Origin of the sequence: Microbispora sp. CL1-1 (assembly GCF_012034195.1) — a bacterium.
Classification (GTDB): Bacteria; Actinomycetota; Actinomycetes; order Streptosporangiales; family Streptosporangiaceae; genus Microbispora.
Window position 1 is genome coordinate 18,297 of record NZ_JAATEK010000033.1, and the last position, 17,560, is coordinate 35,856.

At 70.9% G+C, this 17,560-nt stretch carries 18 protein-coding genes and 2 tRNA genes; 10 read left to right on the top strand and 10 right to left on the bottom strand.

The annotated features are described in order from the left end of the window. Positions 1–58 precede the first annotated feature (58 nt). The 3 genes from HCK04_RS29675 to HCK04_RS29685 form a co-directional block, all read right to left on the bottom strand. Entirely contained in the window at positions 59–1,312 is a 1,254-nt protein-coding gene (locus HCK04_RS29675; protein ID WP_142650674.1) for an FAD-dependent oxidoreductase, read from the bottom strand. 116 nt (positions 1,313–1,428) lie between these two features. Continuing rightward, positions 1,429–2,958: a PucR family transcriptional regulator gene (locus HCK04_RS29680; RefSeq protein WP_142650675.1), complete on the bottom strand. Its 1,530-nt coding sequence runs from the start codon at positions 2,956–2,958 to the stop codon at positions 1,429–1,431. A gap of 81 nt (positions 2,959–3,039) precedes the next feature. Beyond that, a tRNA-Met gene (locus HCK04_RS29685) sits at positions 3,040–3,116 on the bottom strand. 303 nt (positions 3,117–3,419) lie between these two features. Between HCK04_RS29685 and HCK04_RS42835 the strand changes: the two genes are divergently transcribed. From HCK04_RS42835 to HCK04_RS29705, 5 genes are all read left to right on the top strand, one after another. Further along, positions 3,420–3,740, top strand: coding sequence for a hypothetical protein (locus HCK04_RS42835; protein WP_240971929.1), 321 nt, complete (start codon positions 3,420–3,422; stop codon positions 3,738–3,740). A gap of 362 nt (positions 3,741–4,102) precedes the next feature. Then, positions 4,103–4,309, top strand: a complete 207-nt coding sequence (locus HCK04_RS29695; protein ID WP_142650677.1) for a DUF397 domain-containing protein — start codon at positions 4,103–4,105, stop codon at positions 4,307–4,309. 158 nt (positions 4,310–4,467) lie between these two features. Beyond that, positions 4,468–5,181 (top strand): ATP-binding protein, encoded by a 714-nt coding sequence (locus HCK04_RS29700; RefSeq protein ID WP_142650678.1) that lies wholly within the window; start codon positions 4,468–4,470, stop codon positions 5,179–5,181. Positions 5,182–5,374: 193 nt separating this feature from the next. Then, on the top strand, positions 5,375–5,698 hold the full coding sequence (locus tag HCK04_RS44365) for a hypothetical protein (protein ID WP_221889992.1): 324 nt from the start codon (positions 5,375–5,377) through the stop codon (positions 5,696–5,698). A gap of 22 nt (positions 5,699–5,720) precedes the next feature. Further along, a complete protein-coding gene (locus HCK04_RS29705) occupies positions 5,721–6,608 on the top strand; it encodes a S8 family serine peptidase (RefSeq protein ID WP_221889993.1) in 888 nt (295 codons plus the stop codon). Positions 6,609–6,696: 88 nt separating this feature from the next. Here HCK04_RS29705 and HCK04_RS29710 read toward each other — a convergent pair. The 5 genes from HCK04_RS29710 to HCK04_RS29730 form a co-directional block, all read right to left on the bottom strand. Further along, positions 6,697–6,773 (bottom strand) — tRNA-Met (locus HCK04_RS29710). A gap of 84 nt (positions 6,774–6,857) precedes the next feature. Next, the gene (locus HCK04_RS29715) at positions 6,858–9,752 is read right to left on the bottom strand and encodes a UPF0182 family protein (protein WP_312845778.1); all 2,895 of its coding nucleotides are present in this window, start codon (positions 9,750–9,752) and stop codon (positions 6,858–6,860) included. A 240-nt stretch (positions 9,753–9,992) separates the two neighbouring features. Next, positions 9,993–11,039, bottom strand: coding sequence for a PDZ domain-containing protein (locus HCK04_RS29720; RefSeq protein WP_142650681.1), 1,047 nt, complete (start codon positions 11,037–11,039; stop codon positions 9,993–9,995). Between the two features lie 43 nt (positions 11,040–11,082). Next, a complete protein-coding gene (locus HCK04_RS29725; protein ID WP_142650682.1) occupies positions 11,083–11,508 on the bottom strand; it encodes a molybdenum cofactor biosynthesis protein MoaE in 426 nt (141 codons plus the stop codon). Between the two features lie 27 nt (positions 11,509–11,535). Next, the gene (locus tag HCK04_RS29730; RefSeq protein WP_260617452.1) at positions 11,536–12,606 is read right to left on the bottom strand and encodes an NAD-dependent epimerase/dehydratase family protein; all 1,071 of its coding nucleotides are present in this window, start codon (positions 12,604–12,606) and stop codon (positions 11,536–11,538) included. An 82-nt stretch (positions 12,607–12,688) separates the two neighbouring features. On the opposite strand from HCK04_RS29730, the gene HCK04_RS29735 reads away from it, so the two are divergent. The 5 genes from HCK04_RS29735 to HCK04_RS29755 all read left to right on the top strand — a co-directional run bounded on the left by HCK04_RS29735 (position 12,689) and on the right by HCK04_RS29755 (position 16,438). Continuing rightward, positions 12,689–13,984, top strand: coding sequence for a zinc-dependent metalloprotease (locus HCK04_RS29735; RefSeq protein ID WP_260617453.1), 1,296 nt, complete (start codon positions 12,689–12,691; stop codon positions 13,982–13,984). 29 nt (positions 13,985–14,013) lie between these two features. Next, positions 14,014–14,559 carry an NUDIX domain-containing protein gene (locus HCK04_RS29740; protein WP_142650684.1) on the top strand — a complete coding sequence of 182 codons (546 nt, stop codon included), beginning with the start codon at positions 14,014–14,016 and terminating at the stop codon, positions 14,557–14,559. A 167-nt stretch (positions 14,560–14,726) separates the two neighbouring features. Next, positions 14,727–15,248, top strand: coding sequence for a hypothetical protein (locus HCK04_RS29745; protein ID WP_142650685.1), 522 nt, complete (start codon positions 14,727–14,729; stop codon positions 15,246–15,248). Continuing rightward, positions 15,239–15,382, top strand: a complete 144-nt coding sequence (locus HCK04_RS29750) for a hypothetical protein (protein ID WP_168066371.1) — start codon at positions 15,239–15,241, stop codon at positions 15,380–15,382. Before HCK04_RS29745 ends, HCK04_RS29750 begins: the two co-directional genes overlap by 10 nt. Positions 15,383–15,430: 48 nt before the next feature. Beyond that, positions 15,431–16,438: an endonuclease/exonuclease/phosphatase family protein gene (locus HCK04_RS29755; protein ID WP_142650686.1), complete on the top strand. Its 1,008-nt coding sequence runs from the start codon at positions 15,431–15,433 to the stop codon at positions 16,436–16,438. 3 nt (positions 16,439–16,441) lie between these two features. Here HCK04_RS29755 and HCK04_RS29760 read toward each other — a convergent pair whose 3' ends face one another. Together HCK04_RS29760 and HCK04_RS29765 are read right to left on the bottom strand one after the other, a co-directional pair. Next, on the bottom strand, positions 16,442–17,032 hold the full coding sequence (locus HCK04_RS29760; RefSeq protein WP_260617454.1) for a hypothetical protein: 591 nt from the start codon (positions 17,030–17,032) through the stop codon (positions 16,442–16,444). Then, entirely contained in the window at positions 17,026–17,541 is a 516-nt protein-coding gene (locus HCK04_RS29765; protein ID WP_142650688.1) for a M48 family metallopeptidase, read from the bottom strand. The genes HCK04_RS29760 and HCK04_RS29765 overlap by 7 nt, the downstream gene beginning before the upstream one ends. Positions 17,542–17,560: the final 19 nt, after the last annotated feature.

Genomic DNA, 17,560 nt, shown 5'->3' on the forward strand with positions numbered 1-17,560 from the left:
CGGCGACCATCAGTCGGACATTTGTTGTCGTATCACGACAACAGCACGCTTGCCGGAATCAGCGCAGCGGGTCGAACTCCCGCAGGACGGCGGGCTGCTTGCCGGTGGTGATCTGCTCGGCGAGGAGCCGTCCGGTGGCCGGGCCCTGGGCCATGCCCCACATGCCGTGCCCGCCGGCCACGTAGATCCCCGGGGCGCCGGTCGCGCCGATCAGGGGCCGCCCGTCCGGCGTGACCGGCCGGGGTCCGACCCACACGTCGGTGCGCTCCTCCCAGCGCACGCCCCGCAGCAGGGGCCGGGCCGAGGCGATGATCGCCCGCAGCCGGGCCTCGACGGCCGGAGCGTCCGGGTCGCGGAACTCCATCGTGCCCGCGACGCGCAGCCCGCCCTGGTAGGGCGTGCACGCCACCCGCACGTCCGGCAGGTAGATGGGGCCGGGGACGGGGTGGTCCACCGGCACGGTGAACGAGTAGCCGCGGCCGGCCCGCACGGGGACGCGTACGCCCCACCGGCCCGCGAGCCGCGACAGCCACGCGCCGGTGGCCAGCACCACCGCGTCGGCGGACAGGGCGGCGCCGTCCCGGCCCGCCACGACGGCCTTCCCTGCGTCGCCACGCACGTCCGTGACCTCGAAGGTCTCCACGGCCGCGCCCCGGGCGACGACGGCCTCGCCCAGCGCGTGCACGAAGCGGCCGGGATCGACGTAGCGCTGCCCGTCGATCCGCACGCCCGCGGTCAGCGCCTCCGAGGCGAGCGGCACGGCCTCGGCCAGCCGCCGCGCGTCAAGCGCGGTGTGGTCGACCGGCTGCCCGGCCTCGGCCATCCTGCGCAGCTCGTGGAGCAGGCCGACGGCCTGGCGGGGCGTGCGGAACCCGGCGGTGATCGGCGCGTCCTCGACGGGGGCGGCCACGCCGTTGGCGGCGAGCACCTCGTAGGCCTCGATGGACTCGTCGTTGAGCGGCAGGTTGGCACGCACGGCCCGGGTCCACGACGACCAACGGCAGTTGGCGGCGAAACGGGTCAGGAACGCCCACAGCCCCGGATCGACGGTCGCCGGGACGTGCAGCGGCGCGGCCGGGTTGAGCAGCGAGCGCAGGCCGTAGCGCAGCACCGAGGGCTCGTTCAGGGGGATGGCCAGGCCGGGCGCGATCCAGCCCGCGTTGCCCCAGGACGCGCCGGCCGCCACGCCCCGGCGGTCGACCACGGTGACCTCCACACCGCGTTCCTGCAGGAACCACGCGGTGGACAGCCCCACGATCCCCGCGCCCACCACGACGACCGACCGCGGCCACGCGTCGACGCGCTCGGACATGCCCCACCTCCACACAGGACGACTGCTTGCCCGGCCAGCATCACCCGTACGGCGCCGCGCGCCGTTGTAGCGGACGCACAATCGAGGCGCTTCTGTTGTGGATTCCGGACAGCCCGCTACTCGTCCTCGGCAGCCAGCGTGATGACCATGGCGAGGCGCTTGCGCGGGTCGTCCAGGTGCAGCGGGGTCACCTCGCTCATCCGGCGCAGGCGGTTGCGGACGGTGTTGGCGTGCACGCCGAGCCGTTCGGCGGCGGCCACGAGATCGCCCTGGGCCTCCAGCCACGCCCGCAGCGTCGCCACGTAGTGGGTGTCGTGGAGGGCGTCGTGCCGGCGCAGCGCGCTCACCGGCCCGCGCGCGGGGACGCGGCCCGCCCGGGCCGCGGCGCGCAACCGCTGGAGCAGGATGTCGTCCCACGACTCGTCGTAGGCAGGCGGCTCGGCGCGGTAGGCGTCCCTCTCGTGCAGCGCCAGGCACTCCTCCGCCTCCCGGCGGCTCGCCGGCAGCTCCGCCGCCTGGGCCGCCGCCCCGATCCCGGCCGCGACGCGCACCCTCGGCGGCAGCCCGGCCGCCAGCGCGGCTACCCACTCCCGTGCCGCCTCCGCTCCCGCGCCGGGCAGGAGCGTGTAGAGCGTGTCGCCGAGCAGCGCGCTCCTCCCGGGCCTGGACCAGCCGAACCCGGTGGTGGCCTTCTCGAAGGCCAGCAGGAGCATGGCGTGCGGCTCCTCGGAAGTGTGCGTGCGCACCGCGACGACCCGCATCTCCCGCGTGGGCAGCCCCAGCCGGCTGACCACGGTCGCCGCGTCGGCGGTGCCCTCCAGCAGCCGTACGACCAGGTCGGACTCCACCTGCCGTTCCAGGTCCGCGCTCGCCCGGGAGCGCAGCAGGTGCAGCGCCACGGTGCGCGCGCCGTTCGCCAGCGCGGTGTGCCGCGCGCCGGTCAGGGGGCTGCCGCACGTCACCCACACCGACCCGAGCAGCTCGCGGCCTGCCCGCACCGCCACCGCCATCCGCCCGGTCATGCCGTGCGACGGGTCCGGCTCAACGAAGATCGGCTCGTCCGTCGCGGTCAGGCGGGCGAACACCCCGCGCTCCCGGAATGCCTCGCGCAGCCGCTCCGGGACCTGCCGCACCAGGATCGTCTCCAGCCGGGCCGGGTCGCCCGCCTGCTGCGACCGGGAGTACGCGAGCACCCGCGAGAGCGGATCCTCGATGGTCACGGCCCCGCCGACGGCGTCCGCCAGGCTGTCGGCCAGCGCGAACAGGTCCGTGGGCCCCCGCCCCGACTCGGTCTCCCGCCCTTCGAGCACCAGCCCGTAGACCACGCCGACGAGGTGGCTCCAGGAGACCGCGGGATCGACGAGCAGCACCGCCACGTCGTTGCTCTCGCCGGCCACGGCGGCCTCGCGGGCGGTCTCGGCGCCCGCTCGCACCAGGACCACCGCGGCCTGCGCCGCGACCGCCCACCGCACCGCCTCGGTCACCGACCCGGCGCCCACGGCCACGAGCACGTCACCGGTGACCCGGCCGTCGGTGGCGTCCGGCATCGCCACGCTGCGCAACCGCGCCGAGCGCCTCTCGGGCCGCCCGCACAGCCGCACGCCGTACGCGCCCAGCACGTTGACCAGGCGATCCAACGTGATCATGCGTTACTCCCGCACCGGACCGGACCCCGTGGAACGCCGAAGGCCCGGTCTCCGTTTTCCGGAGGCCGGGCCTTCGTCTCTTGGTAGCGGGGACAGGATTTGAACCTGCGACCTCTGGGTTATGAGCCCAGCGAGCTACCGAACTGCTCCACCCCGCGTCGTTGTGTTTGAATCTTACCCCCTGTCGGGAGCGGGTGCCAAATCGTTTCCCGCCCTTCGACGCTCACGCCGACGCCGAAACATCGTGCATCAGCGGAACAGCGGCCACATGCTCACCTGACCTACCACAGCACGTCACGGACATCCGGGCCTGTGTCATGGGTGCGCAGCCACCCGGAACCATACCGATCCCCCGGCGTCGTCCTGATGGGCGCCCCAGGCGACGGCGAGCAGATCCACGAGCCACAGAACCTCGTGCTCCGTCGTCGCCGGCGTCAGGCACACGCATCACAGGTGTGCTGGTGACCGAGCCGCCGTCGACCACCTCCACATGCACGGCCGCGGGGGTGCGCACCATCCAGACCACCACCCGCCCGTCCGCGGCACGGCCCGAGTCGGTGTGCGCGACCGCGTTGGTGACCACCTCGCTCAACAGGAGCAGCACATCATCGAGGACCGAGGCCGCGACCTGCCCGGCCAGCAGCCCCCGCGCCCACTCGCGGGCCGCCGAGACGGACCTGTTTACTTCGTGGAACTCCCACCGCCACGTGCCGTACGACGCATCGCTCCTGGTCCCGGCGCTGTGCCCGCCAGTTCTCACGGGGACACCTCCGCCAGGATGACGTCGGCGACGTTGCGGGCGCGGGCGACGACCCAACCGCTGCGCCGCCACAGCCGAGCCCACCAGGGCCGCCAGGTGAAGACCCAGCCGCGACGGCGCCGGACGGCGAAGAAACGGATCCGGCCACCCGCATCTAGACTGCCTCTGCAATATCGGGCGGACGATCGGTTGAACAGCCCGAAAAATCAAGGGTCATGACATTACGCGGTCTGTTCCGGGCTGAGCATGGAATAACGAGGCGGAAAAAGGTGGAATTTTCATCCAAGTCAGGAGAATTCGATGGAGGTTGTGCCGTCCCTCGATCCCGGATTGGGCCTATCCTGAGCCCGTATCCGTCAGGATGATCGAGGAAGCGAGACAGGCATGGACCTGGGCGCTGCGCTCTGGCGAAAGTCATCGATCTCCGGTGACAACGGTGGTCAGTGTGTCGAGGTGGCGACCAACCTGCCCGGCACGGTGGCCGTACGCGACAGCAAGGACCCCGGCGGCCCGAAACTGCTCTTTACTCCCACTGAGTGGCAAGCCTTCATCGCCGGTGTCAAGGCCCGCGAGTTCGACTTCCCGGCCTGATCTCCGCTCCCCAGGCGACTCCCTCACGCTGCCACCGCCGATCGTAGGCGGCCCGAACGAGACAGCCACCCTGACGGAAGTGGATCGGCCCACAGGGCATAGATAGGCTGGGCATTCTTTTCGTCACGGCCGGCTATCCGGACGTCCACCTCGCCGACATGACGCTCGCCGAGTCCGTGCGAACACAGCTAGAACGTGTTCTACATGAGCAACGGCAGCGCGAACGCCTGGAGAGCCACGGTTTCGCCCCCATCTCCAGGCTGCTGCTCGTCGGGCCGCCCGGGACCGGCAAGAGCATGAGCGCCGCGATGCTCGCCCGTGAGCTGAGCCTTCCGCTGTTCACCGTCCGCTTGGACGGACTGATCAGCAGGTTCATGGGACAGACCGCCTCCAAACTGCGGCTGGTCTTCGATGCCGCAGCCCGCAATCGAGCCGTCTACCTGTTTGACGAATTCGACGCAATCGGCGCGGAACGCCGCATTGAAGGAGATGTCGGCGAAGCCCGGCGCATACTCAACAGTTTCCTGCTATTTCTGGACGAAGCGCGACCGGAAAGCCTAGTGGTGGCGGCCACAAATCATGCGGCGATCTTGGATGGCGCACTATTCCGTAGATTCGACGCGGTCATTACCTATGATGTGCCGAGTGCAGAACAAGCTATCGAGGTGCTGCGCCGGAGGCTGACGTCGATGAACACGGCAGAAGTGGACTGGGACGATCTGATGGGTCATGTCGGCGACCTCAGTCACGCCGAACTCGTGCGAGCGGGGGAGATCGCCGCCAAGGACGCGATCCTCGCTGGTGATGATTCACTCTCCACCCTCGCACTGAGGTCGGCGCTCGACGCGCGCCGCGCTGCCCGGCATGGGTGAGCCCAATAGGCCCACGTTCCGCCGCCTTCCCCACCTGATCGTCCCGGGCACCGGGACCGACGCCGCGTACAGGGGACGAAGCGCACCGATCAGCGGTGGACGTAGGGATATCAGCGATCGCCGAGCACATGCCACCAAACTCAAGGGCGAGCTCCGCCTGGCGGAGACCTCGGCTCGTTCGGCTCATGTCGCTGTGGACGAGAGCGTACGCGGCGACGGTTTCGTGCTGACCGTCGTCGGCTGGTCCGCCGAGTACAGCCTGGCTCTGGAACGCCTCGATGCCCACGGCGCCAAACTCCTCTCGGTCGTCCCAGCGGGCGAGGACCTGCCCGAGCGCGCACTCATCTGGCTGCCGTTCTCGGCCGTATCGAAGTTCATCAGCCTGTTCGACCAGTTCGCCACCGAGGTCACTCCGAGCGGCAGCCCGAAAAACGCGGCGCTGGTGGCCAACATCTCCGAGCTGCGCCTTTCCCTGCTCCACGAACTGCGGCAACCTGCTGGCCTCTTCCTGGGGTGAGCTCGACAGCCGCCACCAGGCCGTGGAAGTCCTCACCACGGGCGGCGCGTTCAGTCTGCTCACCACGGCGAACGCGACGAGCGCGGCCACCTCCCAGGCGGCCAGGTTAGGCGCCCTAGTGCTCAGCCGGTATCCGAGTCTCACGCCCGAGGCGGTCCGCGGCCTGCTCGTACACGCAGCCGAGTGGACTCTCGCCATGGCCGCCCACTTCCCGACGCCTCGGGAGGGCTCTCTGAAGAGCAAGCGGTACGCCCTGTTGAAGCGTTACGGCTGGGGCGCCCCCACCGAGGCACGTGTGCTGGCGAGCGCCGCCGGCGACGTGACGATGATCGTCGAGGACGAGTTCCGTCCCTTCGCGCGGTCGAAGTCCTCGATCTCGATGCGGGCCATGCGCCTGCACACCCTGCCGTGGCCGTCCGATCTGCTACAGGACCTCGAAAACGCCCCGGTGCGGATGCGGGTAACGCTGTCGTACTTCATCGAGCCCAACCCCTCCAACCGCGGTTGGCAGGGTCGTTACGCGTACGCCTCGCACGGCCTGCGCTTCGACGTCATCCGGCCGACCGAGAGCCTTGCTGACTTCCACAAGCGGCTCAGCAATGCGGCCGAGGGCGAGGAGCGCGGCGTCCGCACCACATCGGCCACGGACGACCGCTGGTTTCTGGGGCAGGCGCGCAACTCCGGTTCCCTGCATGCCGACATCTGGAGCGGCCACGCGGTCGACCTCGCCCGCTGCGGGGTGATCGCCGTCTATCCCGTCGGCGGCTGGTGGAAGCAGAACAATCGCCGTGATCGTGTGAGCGTTCCCGTGCGGTATGCCCTGCTGGTCTCCTTGTTCACCGAGGTTCAGGCGGATATTCACACCCCGATCGCCAGCAAGATCCAGGTGCCTGTCCAGATCGACACCTAGGTGCTCCCTTCCGTTCCGCCCCTCAACCGGCTAACGGTGGTCGGGCGAAAAGGAAAACCCCCGGACCTGAGGGTCCGGGGGTCTCACTTGGTAGCGGGGACAGGATTTGAACCTGCGACCTCTGGGTTATGAGCCCAGCGAGCTACCGAGCTGCTCCACCCCGCGTCGGCTCTACGAACACTATCCCGGCATCGCGCGGGAGGCAAACCGGAGCCCCGCGCCCGTGGGGACGCGGGGCTCCGGGATAGTTCAGCCGCTCGGTGCCGGGCTGGGAGTCGCACCGGCCGGCGGACTCCCGCTCGCGCTCGGACTGGCGCTCGGGGCCGGGGTCTGGGAGGTCCCGGTCTTGAGCTTGGCCAGGTCGTCCAGCGCCTTCTTCAGCGACGCCTGGGCGTCGCCGTACGCCTTCCAGTCGGGCGGGTTCGCCGACAGCGCCTTCTGCGAGTCGTCGTACGCCTGCTGGGCCCGGTCGAGCGCCGACGTCAGCGCGGACGTGCTCTCCGGCGGGGTCACCTGACCGGGAGGCTGGTTCGCCGTCTGGTCCGGCGGCGTCGCCACCGTGCCGCCGAACACCTGCTCGAGCGCGTTGCTGAGCGTCGGCCCGAAGCCGACCTTCTCGCCGTACAGCACCAGCACCCGGCGGAGGGTCGGATACTTGCCCGAGGTCTCCGCACGCGGCTGGATGTAGACCGGTTCGACGTACAGGAGGCCGCCGCCGAAGGGCAGCGTGAGCAGGTTGCCGTACAGCACGTCGGTGCCGCCGCCGCGCAGCAGGTTGAGCTCGGTCGACACCGTGGTGTTCGACTCGAACAGGTTCTGCGCCTGTGGCGGACCCTGGATCGCGGTCGTGCTCGGCAACTGGAGGATCTCCAGCGGCGGGTTCGGTCCGGAGGCCGTCGCGTCGACCGCCATGAACGCCGCCATGTTCTGCCGCTGGTTGGGCACGAACGTGGTCGTCAGCGAGAAGCGCTCGGTCTCGCTGCCGGGCATCTTCATCGTCACGTAGTAGGGCGGCTGCTTGCTCTTGCCGGTCGCCGGGTCCTCGGGGACCTTCCAGAAGTCCTGGCCGCTGAAGAACGCGTTGGCGTCGGTGACGTGGTAGGAGGTGAGGATCTCCCGCTGCGCCTTGAACAGGTCGGCCGGGTAGCGCAGGTGCGCGCGCAGCCCCGGGGTGATCTGCGAGGCCGGCTTGACGACCCCGCCGAAGGCCTTCTCCCACGTCTTGAGCACCGGGTCGGACTCGTCCCAGGCGTACAGGGTGACCGTGCCGTCGTAGGCGTCCACGGTCGCCTTCACCGAGTTGCGGATGTAGTTGATCTCGTCCCTGGGCACCTGCGGCACGCCGAGGCGGCTCGACTGCACGTCGGTGGTGAGCGACTCCAGGCTCTTGCGCTCGGAGTAGGGGTAGGAGTCGGACGTCGTGTACGCGTCCACGATCCACACGATGCGCCCGTCCACCACGGCCGGGTACGGGTCGCGGTCGAGCGTGAGGAACGGCGCGACCTGCTGGATGCGCTGCACCGGCTCGCGGTTGTAGAGGATGCGGGACTCGTCGTTGATGTTCGAGTTGAGCAGCAGGTTGGTCTCGCCGTACTTCACCGCGTAGAGCAGGCGGCGGAAGAAGTTGCCGATCGAGACGCCGCCCTTGCCCTCGTAGGTGTTGTTCACCTGGCCGGTGTTGTTCTGGTCGGCGCCCGCCTGTCCCTGCTGCGGGTAGTCCAGCTCGATCGGCCTTGCCGACTTGGGCCCGCCGACGATCGAGTAGTCGGGCGAGTTCTCACCGAAGTAGATACGGGGCTCGTAGTCGCCGAGGTCGCCCACCGGCGGGATGTCGCGCTCGCTGAACACCGGCAGGCCGCTGCTGTCCACCTTGTTGCCGGGCGCGGCGACGAAGCCGAAGCCGTGCGTGTAGACGAGGTGGTCGTTGATCCAGTTGCGCTGCCCCTCCGGCGGGCGGCCGATCTCGCGGACCGCCACCACCGTGTCGCGCGGCTTGCCGTCGACGGGATACCTGTCGATGTCGAGCTGCTCGGGGAACTGGTAGTAGCCGCGGATCTGCTGCTTCTGCTGGAACGTCGGCGACAGCAGGCTCGGGTCGAGCAGGCGCATGCCGGGGATGGCCGACGCCTCGGTCTGCAGCACGGAGGCGTCGGTGTCGGTCTTGGCGCTGTACTCCGTGACCTTCGCCGTATCGACTCCGTAGGCTTTTCGTGTCGCGTCGATGTTGCGCTGGATGTACGCCTGCTCCTTGCTCTGCTGGTTCGGCCTGACCTGGAACTGCTCGACCAGCGAGGGATAGACCGTGCCGATCAGGACGGCCGACAGCACGAGCAGCCCGAACGCCACGCCGGGGAACATCCCGCCCGGCCTGATGACGCCGGCGAAGAAGATCAGCGCGCAGATGAGCGAGATGACCGCGAGGATCCCCTTGGCCGGGAGCACCGCGTGCACGTCGGTGTACGACGCGCCGAACGTCTTGCCGCGGTCGGAGAAGACCAGGCTGTACCTGTCGAGCCAGTAGGCCGCGGCCTTGAGCAGGACGAACACGCCGAGCAGCACCGACAGGTGCGCCCTGGCGGCCCGGGTGGCGTGCACCCCGCCGGGCGAGGAGATCCGGAACCCGCCGTACAGGTAGTGCACGATCGTCGCCGCGATGATCGACAGGATCACGGCCGTGAACAGGAAGTTCAGCAGCATCCGCAGGAACGGCATCGTGAACACGAAGAACGACAGGTCGAGGCCGAACTGCGCGTCCTTCTCGTTGAAGGGCGTGCGGTTCACGAACTGCAGCCAGGTCTTCCACAGCCCCGCCGTGGACGAGCCCGTGAACAGGGCGAGGACGCCCATGCCGATCAGGAAGACCAGCCGCCGGTGCGGGTCGAGCGCGACCCGGTAGCGGTCGGCGCCCTGCGGCGCCCCGAACATCCCCGGCCCGAACATCGGGCGGGTGCGGTGCGCGAGCACCATGTTGCCGCCCACGATGGCGATCATCAGGGCGGCGCCCACGATGAACAGCACCACCTGGGTGACCAGCATCGTGGAGAACACCGAGGAGAAGCTCACCGAGTCATACCAGAGGTAGTCGGTGTAGATCCCCGAGAAGACCAGCAGTAACACGACGATCGCCACGACGGCGAGCAGCACGGGTATCAGAAGGCGCGGCCGTCGGGGCAAGCGCACCGCCCGTCCGGCTCCGGGGCTCCGGAAGCTCAACGCTCAACCCCTTGTCTCAGATTGGCAGGGCCATGATTGTCAGAGGGCAACGGTCCGTGCTTGGAAACCTACACCGCGATTGGCGTGGTCGTGGTAACAGATCTGATCGTTATCACGACGCCGCGTGCGGACAGGACGAGCAGGTCACCGCCCCGCGCCCGGGTCGTACGGTCAGCCTGCCGGGCAGGCGGGGACCTCGCCCTTGTGATCGCGCAGGGCGTCGATCGCCTTGATCGCGCCGTCCAGCGTCTCGACCCGCACCAGGCGCAGCCCCGCGGGCACGGCCTTGACGGCGTCGGCGCAGTTGCCCGCGGGCGTGAGGAAGACGGTCGCCCCGGCCCGGCGCGCGCCGACCATCTTCTGCTCGATCCCGCCGATCGGGCCGACCTGGCCGGCCGGGTCGATCGTCCCGGTGCCCGCGATCGACATGCCTCCGGTGAGCGCCCCCGGCGTCAGCTTGTCGTAGATGCCCAGCGAGAACATCAGGCCCGCGCTCGGCCCGCCGACCTCGCCGACGCTGATGTCGACCTTGAACGGGAACCGGTAGCCCGAACGCATCTGCACGCCGACCTTGGCCTTGCCGTCCGTGCCCGCCACGGTGCCGACCTGCACCTGCGTCGAGGCTCCGGCGCGCTTGACCGTGAACGTCACCTGCTCGCCGGGCTTGCGGCTCTGCACGGACGAGGCGACGGACGAGAGCTCGCCCACCGTCTTGCCGTCCACCGCCGTGATCTCGTCGCCCGGCTTGAGCTTGCCGTCGGCCGGCGTGCCCTTGTCGGTCCCGGCGACCGTGATCACCTTCTCGATGGGGATCTTGAGGGCGTTCAGCGCGGCGGCGGTGGCCGACTGCTGCGAGTCGGTCATCTCCTGTGTGTTCTGCTCCTGGACCTGCTCGGCCGAGGTGGACTTCGGGAACAGCGTCTCCTCCGGCACCACGGCGACCGTCGGGTCGAGCCAGCCGCGCAGCGCGGTGAGCAGGTCGAGACGGTTGTCGGGCCCGCCCTGGTAGGCGACGGTGACCAGGCTCAGCCTGCCCTGCGTCGGATAGGTCTCATGGCCCGAGATCGTGATGACCGGTTTCCCCTTGACGTCCCCGATCGTGTTCTCGGTGGGGCCGGGGCTCAGCACGACGTACGGCACCGGCAGCATGGCGCCGATCACGGCCAGTGCGAGCGCGAGGAATCCCGCGACCAGCAGGGTCAGAGCGCGTCGGGACATGAACGAACTCTATGCGTTCCGGGCTCCGGGCATTCCGGGTGCATCAGTCGCAGGCGCCGACCCACTCGGCGTCCCCGTCGGCGAACACCTGGTGCTTCCAGATGGGCACCTCGTGCTTGAGGTCGTCGATCAGCCTGCGGCAGGCCTCGAACGCCTCGCCCCGGTGGGGACAGGCGGCCGCCACGACGACGGCGATCTCCCCCAGGCGCAGGTCGCCCACCCGGTGGACGGCCGCCAGGGCGGTCACCGGGAAGTCCGCCGCGACCTTCTCCGCGACCCTGCGCAGATGCTCCTCCGCGGACGGGTGCGCCGAGTAGGACAGGAGCGTCACCGGCCTGCCGCCGTCCTGCTCGCGCACGGTGCCGACGAAGACCGCGGTGCCCCCGGCGGCGTTGTCCTCCACCGCGCCCAGCACCTCGTCCACGGACAACGGGGTGTCGCGAATGCCCAGCAATCGGATGACGTCCACGTCACCGAGGGTAGTGCCTGCGGCCCGTCAGGTGCGGCGCTTGCGGCGTGCGGCCCGGACGATCGCGGCCGTGCCGATGACCGCGACGGTCGCACCCGCCGCGGTGATCGTGGCCTCCTTGCCCGACAGGCGGCGGCCGACGACCGCGTGCCTGCCCTCGCACAGTTCGAGCAGCTCCCGCAGCGCGGCCTCGTTGGTCCAGGCCGGCTTCCAGCCCGCCTCCCGCAGCGCCACGCCGTCGACCACCCAGGGATAGACCACGTAGTGCAGGTCGGTCGCGGCCGTCGGCGTGATGCCGAGCCGGTGCAGCCGCTGCGCGGTGCCGAACGTCAGCCCCGCCGGCAGCTCGAACCGCTTCAGGCCGGAGATCTCCTCCACCTGCTCCATCTCCAGCCACCCCTCGGAGCCGACCGCCACGACCCCGCCGACCCGGCCCAGGGCGGCGGCCTCCAGCGCGGACACCAGGTCGTCGACGTGGCAGAACTGCCAGCGCGGCAGGCAGCCCTTCACCACGAGCAGCCGCGGCGCCTCGAAGTGGCGGGTGATGACCGTGTCGACGCCCGGCCCGACCAGGGCGGCGGGCCGCAGCACGGTCACCTCCAGGCCGGGATGCGCCCGCAGCGACCGCCGCACCAGGGCCTCGATCTCCAGGTGGTCGCCCACCAGGCCGGTGTCGGGCTCGGCCGCGACCGGGGCGTCCTCGGGCAGGGGCACCGGGTTGTCGGCGGCGGCGCCGTACACCATCGCGCTCGTCACCAGCACGACCCGCCGCACCCGGGCCGCGGCGCAGGCCGTGAGCACGGTCTGGGCGGCCCGCAGGTTGTAGCGGCGGCGCTCGGCGGGGTCGGTGTCGAGCGACTCGTCCGTGCCGAGATGCACCAGGACGTCCACATCGGAGATCCGGTTCGCCAAGAGCGGATCGCGAATGTCGAGGACCCGCCAGGTGACGTCCGGGGTGTCGCCGCGCTGCTCGTCGATGGCCACCACGCGGCGGAAATCCGCAGACGAGGCCACTTTCGCGAGGAACGCCCGGCCGAGACCGGAGGCGGCGCCGGTGACGGCGACGACGGGGGGACGCAGGCGTTTCGAGGTAGGCACGAGGTCCTCACTTTGCACTGATCCGCCCCACGGCGGATAACGTGGCGGATGTGGACTCCTCCATCCTGCACGAGGTGGCGCGGTGACTGACCTGCCAGGTCGCGAAAACGACCCCAACGACAACCCGTTCGCCATGTTCGGCAGCCCGGAGCAGATCGCCGCGGCCATGCGGCAGTTCGCCGACATGCTGTCGGCCTCACCGGAGGCCGGTCCCGTCAACTGGGACATGGCGAAGAACATCGCACGGCACGCCGTGGTCGCCGAGGGCGATCCGAGCGTCATGGAGGGCGAGCGACGGCAGATCGTCGAGGCCCTCAACCTGGCCGACCTGTGGCTCAACGAGGTGACCACGCTGCCGAGCGGCGTGACCACCCCGCAGGCCTGGAGCCGGTCGGAGTGGATCGAGAAGACGATCCCGGTCTGGAAGCAGCTGTGCGATCCCGTCGCCGCCCAGATGGTCGAGACGATGGGCGGCACGCTCGGCGGGGCGGGCCTGCCGCCCGAGGCGCAGGCCGTGGCCGGGCCGCTCATGGGCATGCTCCGGCAGATGGGCAGCATGATGGTCGGCCAGCAGATCGGCCAGGCCCTCGGCTCGCTCGCCCGCGAGGTGGTCGGCTCCTCCGACATCGGCCTGCCGCTGTCGGACACCGCCGCCCTGCTGCCCGGAGGCGTGGCCGCCTTCAGCAGCGGCCTTGAGACGCCCTCCGACGAGATCCGCCTCTACCTGGCGCTGCGCGAGGCGGCGCACCACCGGCTCTTCCAGCACGTGCCGTGGCTGCGGGCGCACCTGCTCGGCGCGGTCGAGGAGTACGCCCAGGGCATCACGGTGGACGTGTCCGCCCTCCAGGAGAAGCTCGAAGGGCTCGACCTCAGCGACCCCGAGCGGATCCAGGAGGTCCTGGGCGGCGGCGAGCTGCTCAAGCCCGAGGAGACCGAGCGGCAGAAGGCCGCGCTCACCCGGCTGGAGACCGCGCTCGCGCTGGTCGAGGGCTGGGTGGCCACGGTGGTCGACACCGCCGCCGAGGGCAAGCTCCCGTCCGCCGCGGCGCTGGCCGAGACCGTACGGCGCCGCCGCGCCACGGGCGGCCCGGCCGAGCGCACCTTCGCCACCCTGGTGGGCCTGGAGCTGCGCCCGCGACGGCTGCGTGAGGCGGCCGCCCTGTGGAGGGCACTGGAGGCCGCGCGCGGGATCGAGGGCAGGGACGCCGTCTGGGGTCACCCCGACCTCATGCCCACCGCGGACGACCTGGACAACCCCGAGTCGTTCGTGAAGGGCGAGGCCGAGTGGGACCTGTCCGCGCTGGAGGAGCCCAAGGAGCCTGGGGAGCACAAGGAGCCCGGCTCGGGTGACGAGACAGGCGAGGAGTCCGGCAAGTAAGGGTCACCGGCTGTCGGTAGGCTGCGCCGGTGAGCCTGCATCGTGACGCGCAAGCCGTACTGGCCGGATGGGTCGCGCCCACCCCCGAGGAGGAGCGGCTCCGCGAGGAGTTCCTGACGCACCTGCGCGCCCACGAGGACGCGATGTGGCGCGAGTGCGCTCCCGGCCACCTCACGGCGACGACCGCCGTCCTGTCGCACGACGGCGAACACGTGCTGCTGACCCTGCACCCCAAGGCCGGGATGTGGCTGCCGATGGGCGGGCACTGCGAGACGTCCGACACCACGCTCGCACAGGTCGCCCTGCGCGAGGCCACCGAGGAGTCGGGCATCTCCGGGCTGACCCTGCTGGGCGGGCCGCTCGCGCTCGACCGGCACAAGGTGTGGTGCCACCCGCCGCACAGCTGGCATCTCGACGTCGAGTACGGCGCGGTCGCGCCTCCCGGCGCCGAGGCGGTGATCAGCGACGAGTCCCTCGACCTGCGCTGGTTCCCCGTGGAGGAGATCCCGGAGCTGAGCGACGAGGCGACGCGGCGGCTGGCCCGCCGCGCCCGGTCGCTGTGCCGTACCGCCTGAACCCCCGTACCGCCTGAACCCTCGCCGTACGGCCCGGCACAGCCGGGAATCCGACGAGACGAATCCCGCATGCACCGGGACCCCTGACTCTGCCGCCCGGGATCCGGGGCGACCGACTGTGAGAGCGACAACGACACGGTCACGCTCTGAGTCCCCGCGGTGGCGTGATGATCTCCGATGAAGCCGCCTTCACCGAGGCGCAGCACACTCGCGATCAGGCCGGCCTCGGCCTGATCGCGGGTCGTGTCACCGCGTCGCTCAGCGGTGCGGCAACGCCCAGGAACAGTGCGGCTACGCTCAGGAACACTGTCGGGCGACCCGTCTTCGGCGCACAATCGACGGTGATGGCGTCGAAGCCCGGAATCGTCGTGTCGGCCACGGTGACGCTGGCCGTGCTCTTCGCCGCCCTGGGCATGGCATTGATCGCCACCGGCCACCTGAGCCGGCTGTCCATCCTGATTTCGGCGACCGCGGTGGTCTATCTGGCGGTCGCTTTGTCGGCGCGGCGATACCGCGAACGCAGCCGCGCAGCCGGACCGGCTGGATCTTCCTCATCTCCGGCACGGCGGCGCCGATCGGCTCCGGGCTCAATGCCGCCGCCGACGCCGCGGCGCACATCGGCAGGATCGACATCGCGTCGTGGATCTACCTGGCGCAGACTCCGTTCAGCCTTCTCGGCGTGCCCCTGATGGCGACCTTCGGCATCCTGCTCTTCCCCGACCGCCTGCACGTCGCCGACCGAGCGGCGGCCGTGGCGCGGGCGCGCGACGCCGGATTGGGTTCGTCGCCGCCGCACCCCGGGTCTCCGGCTCTTCCGGCCTGAACGCGCGGCGCGTTCGGTCCCGGGGACGGCTCGGCTACGGTCGGGCTCATGACCAAGCTGGACGTGGGCGGCGAGATCGTCTCTCCCCCGCGCCGGAGGCTCCGGGTCTCCCCCCGGACGGCGTGGATCGTGGTGGCGCCGTTCGCGGTCTGGGCGGCGGCCCGGCTCGCCGGGGCCGACGGCGCCGTCCCCCTTGGCGGAGTGGGCGTGGCGCTGATGACGGGCACGCCCTACGTCGCGGCCACATCGCTCCTGGCGGTGGCGATCGCGCGGGCCGCCCGCCGTACGGCCGTGATCGTGGTGGCGGTGGCGGCATCGGTCCTGCTGGCGGCCGTGGTCCTGCCCCGCGCGGCCGGCTCGGCCCCCACCGTCACGGGACCGCCGCTGCGGATCCTCACGGTCAACCTCTTTTTCGGCGCGGGCGATGCCGCGACCGTGGTGGATCTCGTACGCCGGCTCCGGCCGGACGTGCTCACCACCCAGGAGCTCACTCACGAGGCCGTCGAGGCGCTGGACGCGGCGGGCGTGGCGCGCCTGCTGCCCTACCGGCACCTGGAGGACGGGCCCGGGCCCTCGGGCAGCGGGATCTACGCGCGTCATCCCCTCAGCGCGGCGCCCGACTTCGTGCGCGAGGGCGGCCACCACATGCCGAGGGCCCGGCTCGCCCTGCCGTCCGGCCCGCCCGTGGAGATCGTCGACGTGCACACGCTCGCGCCCTTGAACGCTCCCTACACGGCTCAGTGGGAGGCCGATCTCGCGGCGCTCCCGGCCGCGTCCCCCGGCGTCGTACGGGTCCTGGCGGGCGACTTCAACGCGAGCCTCGATCACGCCGCGCTGCGCGCGGTGCTCGGGCGGGGCTACGCGGACGCGGCCGACGCGACCGGCGACGGCCTGACCGCCACCTGGCCCGCGAACCGGTGGTTCCCGCCGTTGATCACGATCGACCACGTGCTGTACGACCAGCGGGCGTCGGCCGTGCGCACCGGCGTCCACAGGGTCGCGGGCAGCGACCACCTGGCGTTCTACGCCGAGCTTCGCCTGCCCGGACGGATATGAGTCTCAGGTCAGCAGAGCGCGGGTGTTGTCCCAGCCTTCGAGCCCGGGGTCGAGGCGGGCCACGTCCTGCGGCTTCCTGAGCCGGTGCCAGCCGGGACCGGTGGCGACCATGCGGGGACCGGGCGCCCGGCGGCGCATCGCCGCGACGGCGTCGGGTTCGTCGAGGTCGGGCGCGGCCCACTCGGCGACCGGCAGGCGCGCCGCCACGGCGACGGCGCCGCCGCCCTCGGCCGGGCAGACCGCGAGGTGGGCCCGCCCGAGCTCCCGGAAGAGCTTTCCGATCAGCAGCGGCGGCAGGTCGGGGGCGTCGGCGCTGACGACGACGCCCTCCTCCGCGGTCTCGTCGCCGGCGGACAGCGCGGCGAAGGCGTCGGCGGGCGAGGCGATCCGCAGGACGGGCGTGCCCGGCCAGGCGATGTTCTCAAGCCCCGGCACGCCGGCCGACAGGATCACCGGCCGCACGAGTTCGAGCCCGGCGACCATCTCGTAGGTGTCCTCGGCCATCGCCGTCAGGAACTCGGCCGGGTCCACGCCGGGTGGAGCCGCGTCCGCCATGCCCGGAGTGACCAGCACCGCGACGACCCGGGTCAACACTCCTCCGGCGCGCCGTTGGCGGCCATGGAGAATCCTTCGAGGAAACCCCTGGCACGTTCCGCCCGCGGATAGCGCTCCACGAGGGCCCAGAAGCGCGGGCCGTGGCTGGGCACGAGCAGGTGGACCAGCTCGTGCATGATGACGTAGTCGACCACCCAGGCAGGCATGCCCCGCAGCCGGGCCGACAACCTGATCGTGCCGTGGTCGGGGGTGCACGACCCCCACCTGTGCAGCTGGTTCTCCACCCAGCGGACACTCGCCGGCACGGCCTTGCCGTCCAGATAGCGCGCCGAAAGCTCCGTCGCCCGCTCGAGCAGGTCGTCGTCGCTCGGGCGTCTTCGCTGCTCCTTGGCCGCAAGGCGGTCGAGCATGCGGCGTACCCACTGCTCCTCGTCGGTCGTGCTCAGACCAGCCGGAAGCAGCACGATGGTCTTGTCGCCATCGCGGTACGCGGAAACGGTTCGCCGCCGTCGTGCGCTCCGACGAACCTCGACTGTCTCGGGGGGCACATATGAAAGGTAGCCGACA

Coding starts and splice junctions, on each gene's coding strand:
- HCK04_RS29680 (WP_142650675.1), bottom strand. CDS start 2,958: ATGATCACGTTGGATCGCCTGGTCAACGTGCTGGGCGCGTACGGCGTG.
- HCK04_RS29675 (WP_142650674.1), bottom strand. CDS start 1,312: ATGTCCGAGCGCGTCGACGCGTGGCCGCGGTCGGTCGTCGTGGTGGGC.
- HCK04_RS29755 (WP_142650686.1), top strand. CDS start 15,431: ATGACCAAGCTGGACGTGGGCGGCGAGATCGTCTCTCCCCCGCGCCGG.
- HCK04_RS29720 (WP_142650681.1), bottom strand. CDS start 11,039: ATGTCCCGACGCGCTCTGACCCTGCTGGTCGCGGGATTCCTCGCGCTC.
- HCK04_RS29745 (WP_142650685.1), top strand. CDS start 14,727: ATGATCTCCGATGAAGCCGCCTTCACCGAGGCGCAGCACACTCGCGAT.
- HCK04_RS29695 (WP_142650677.1), top strand. CDS start 4,103: ATGGACCTGGGCGCTGCGCTCTGGCGAAAGTCATCGATCTCCGGTGAC.
- HCK04_RS29700 (WP_142650678.1), top strand. CDS start 4,468: ATGACGCTCGCCGAGTCCGTGCGAACACAGCTAGAACGTGTTCTACAT.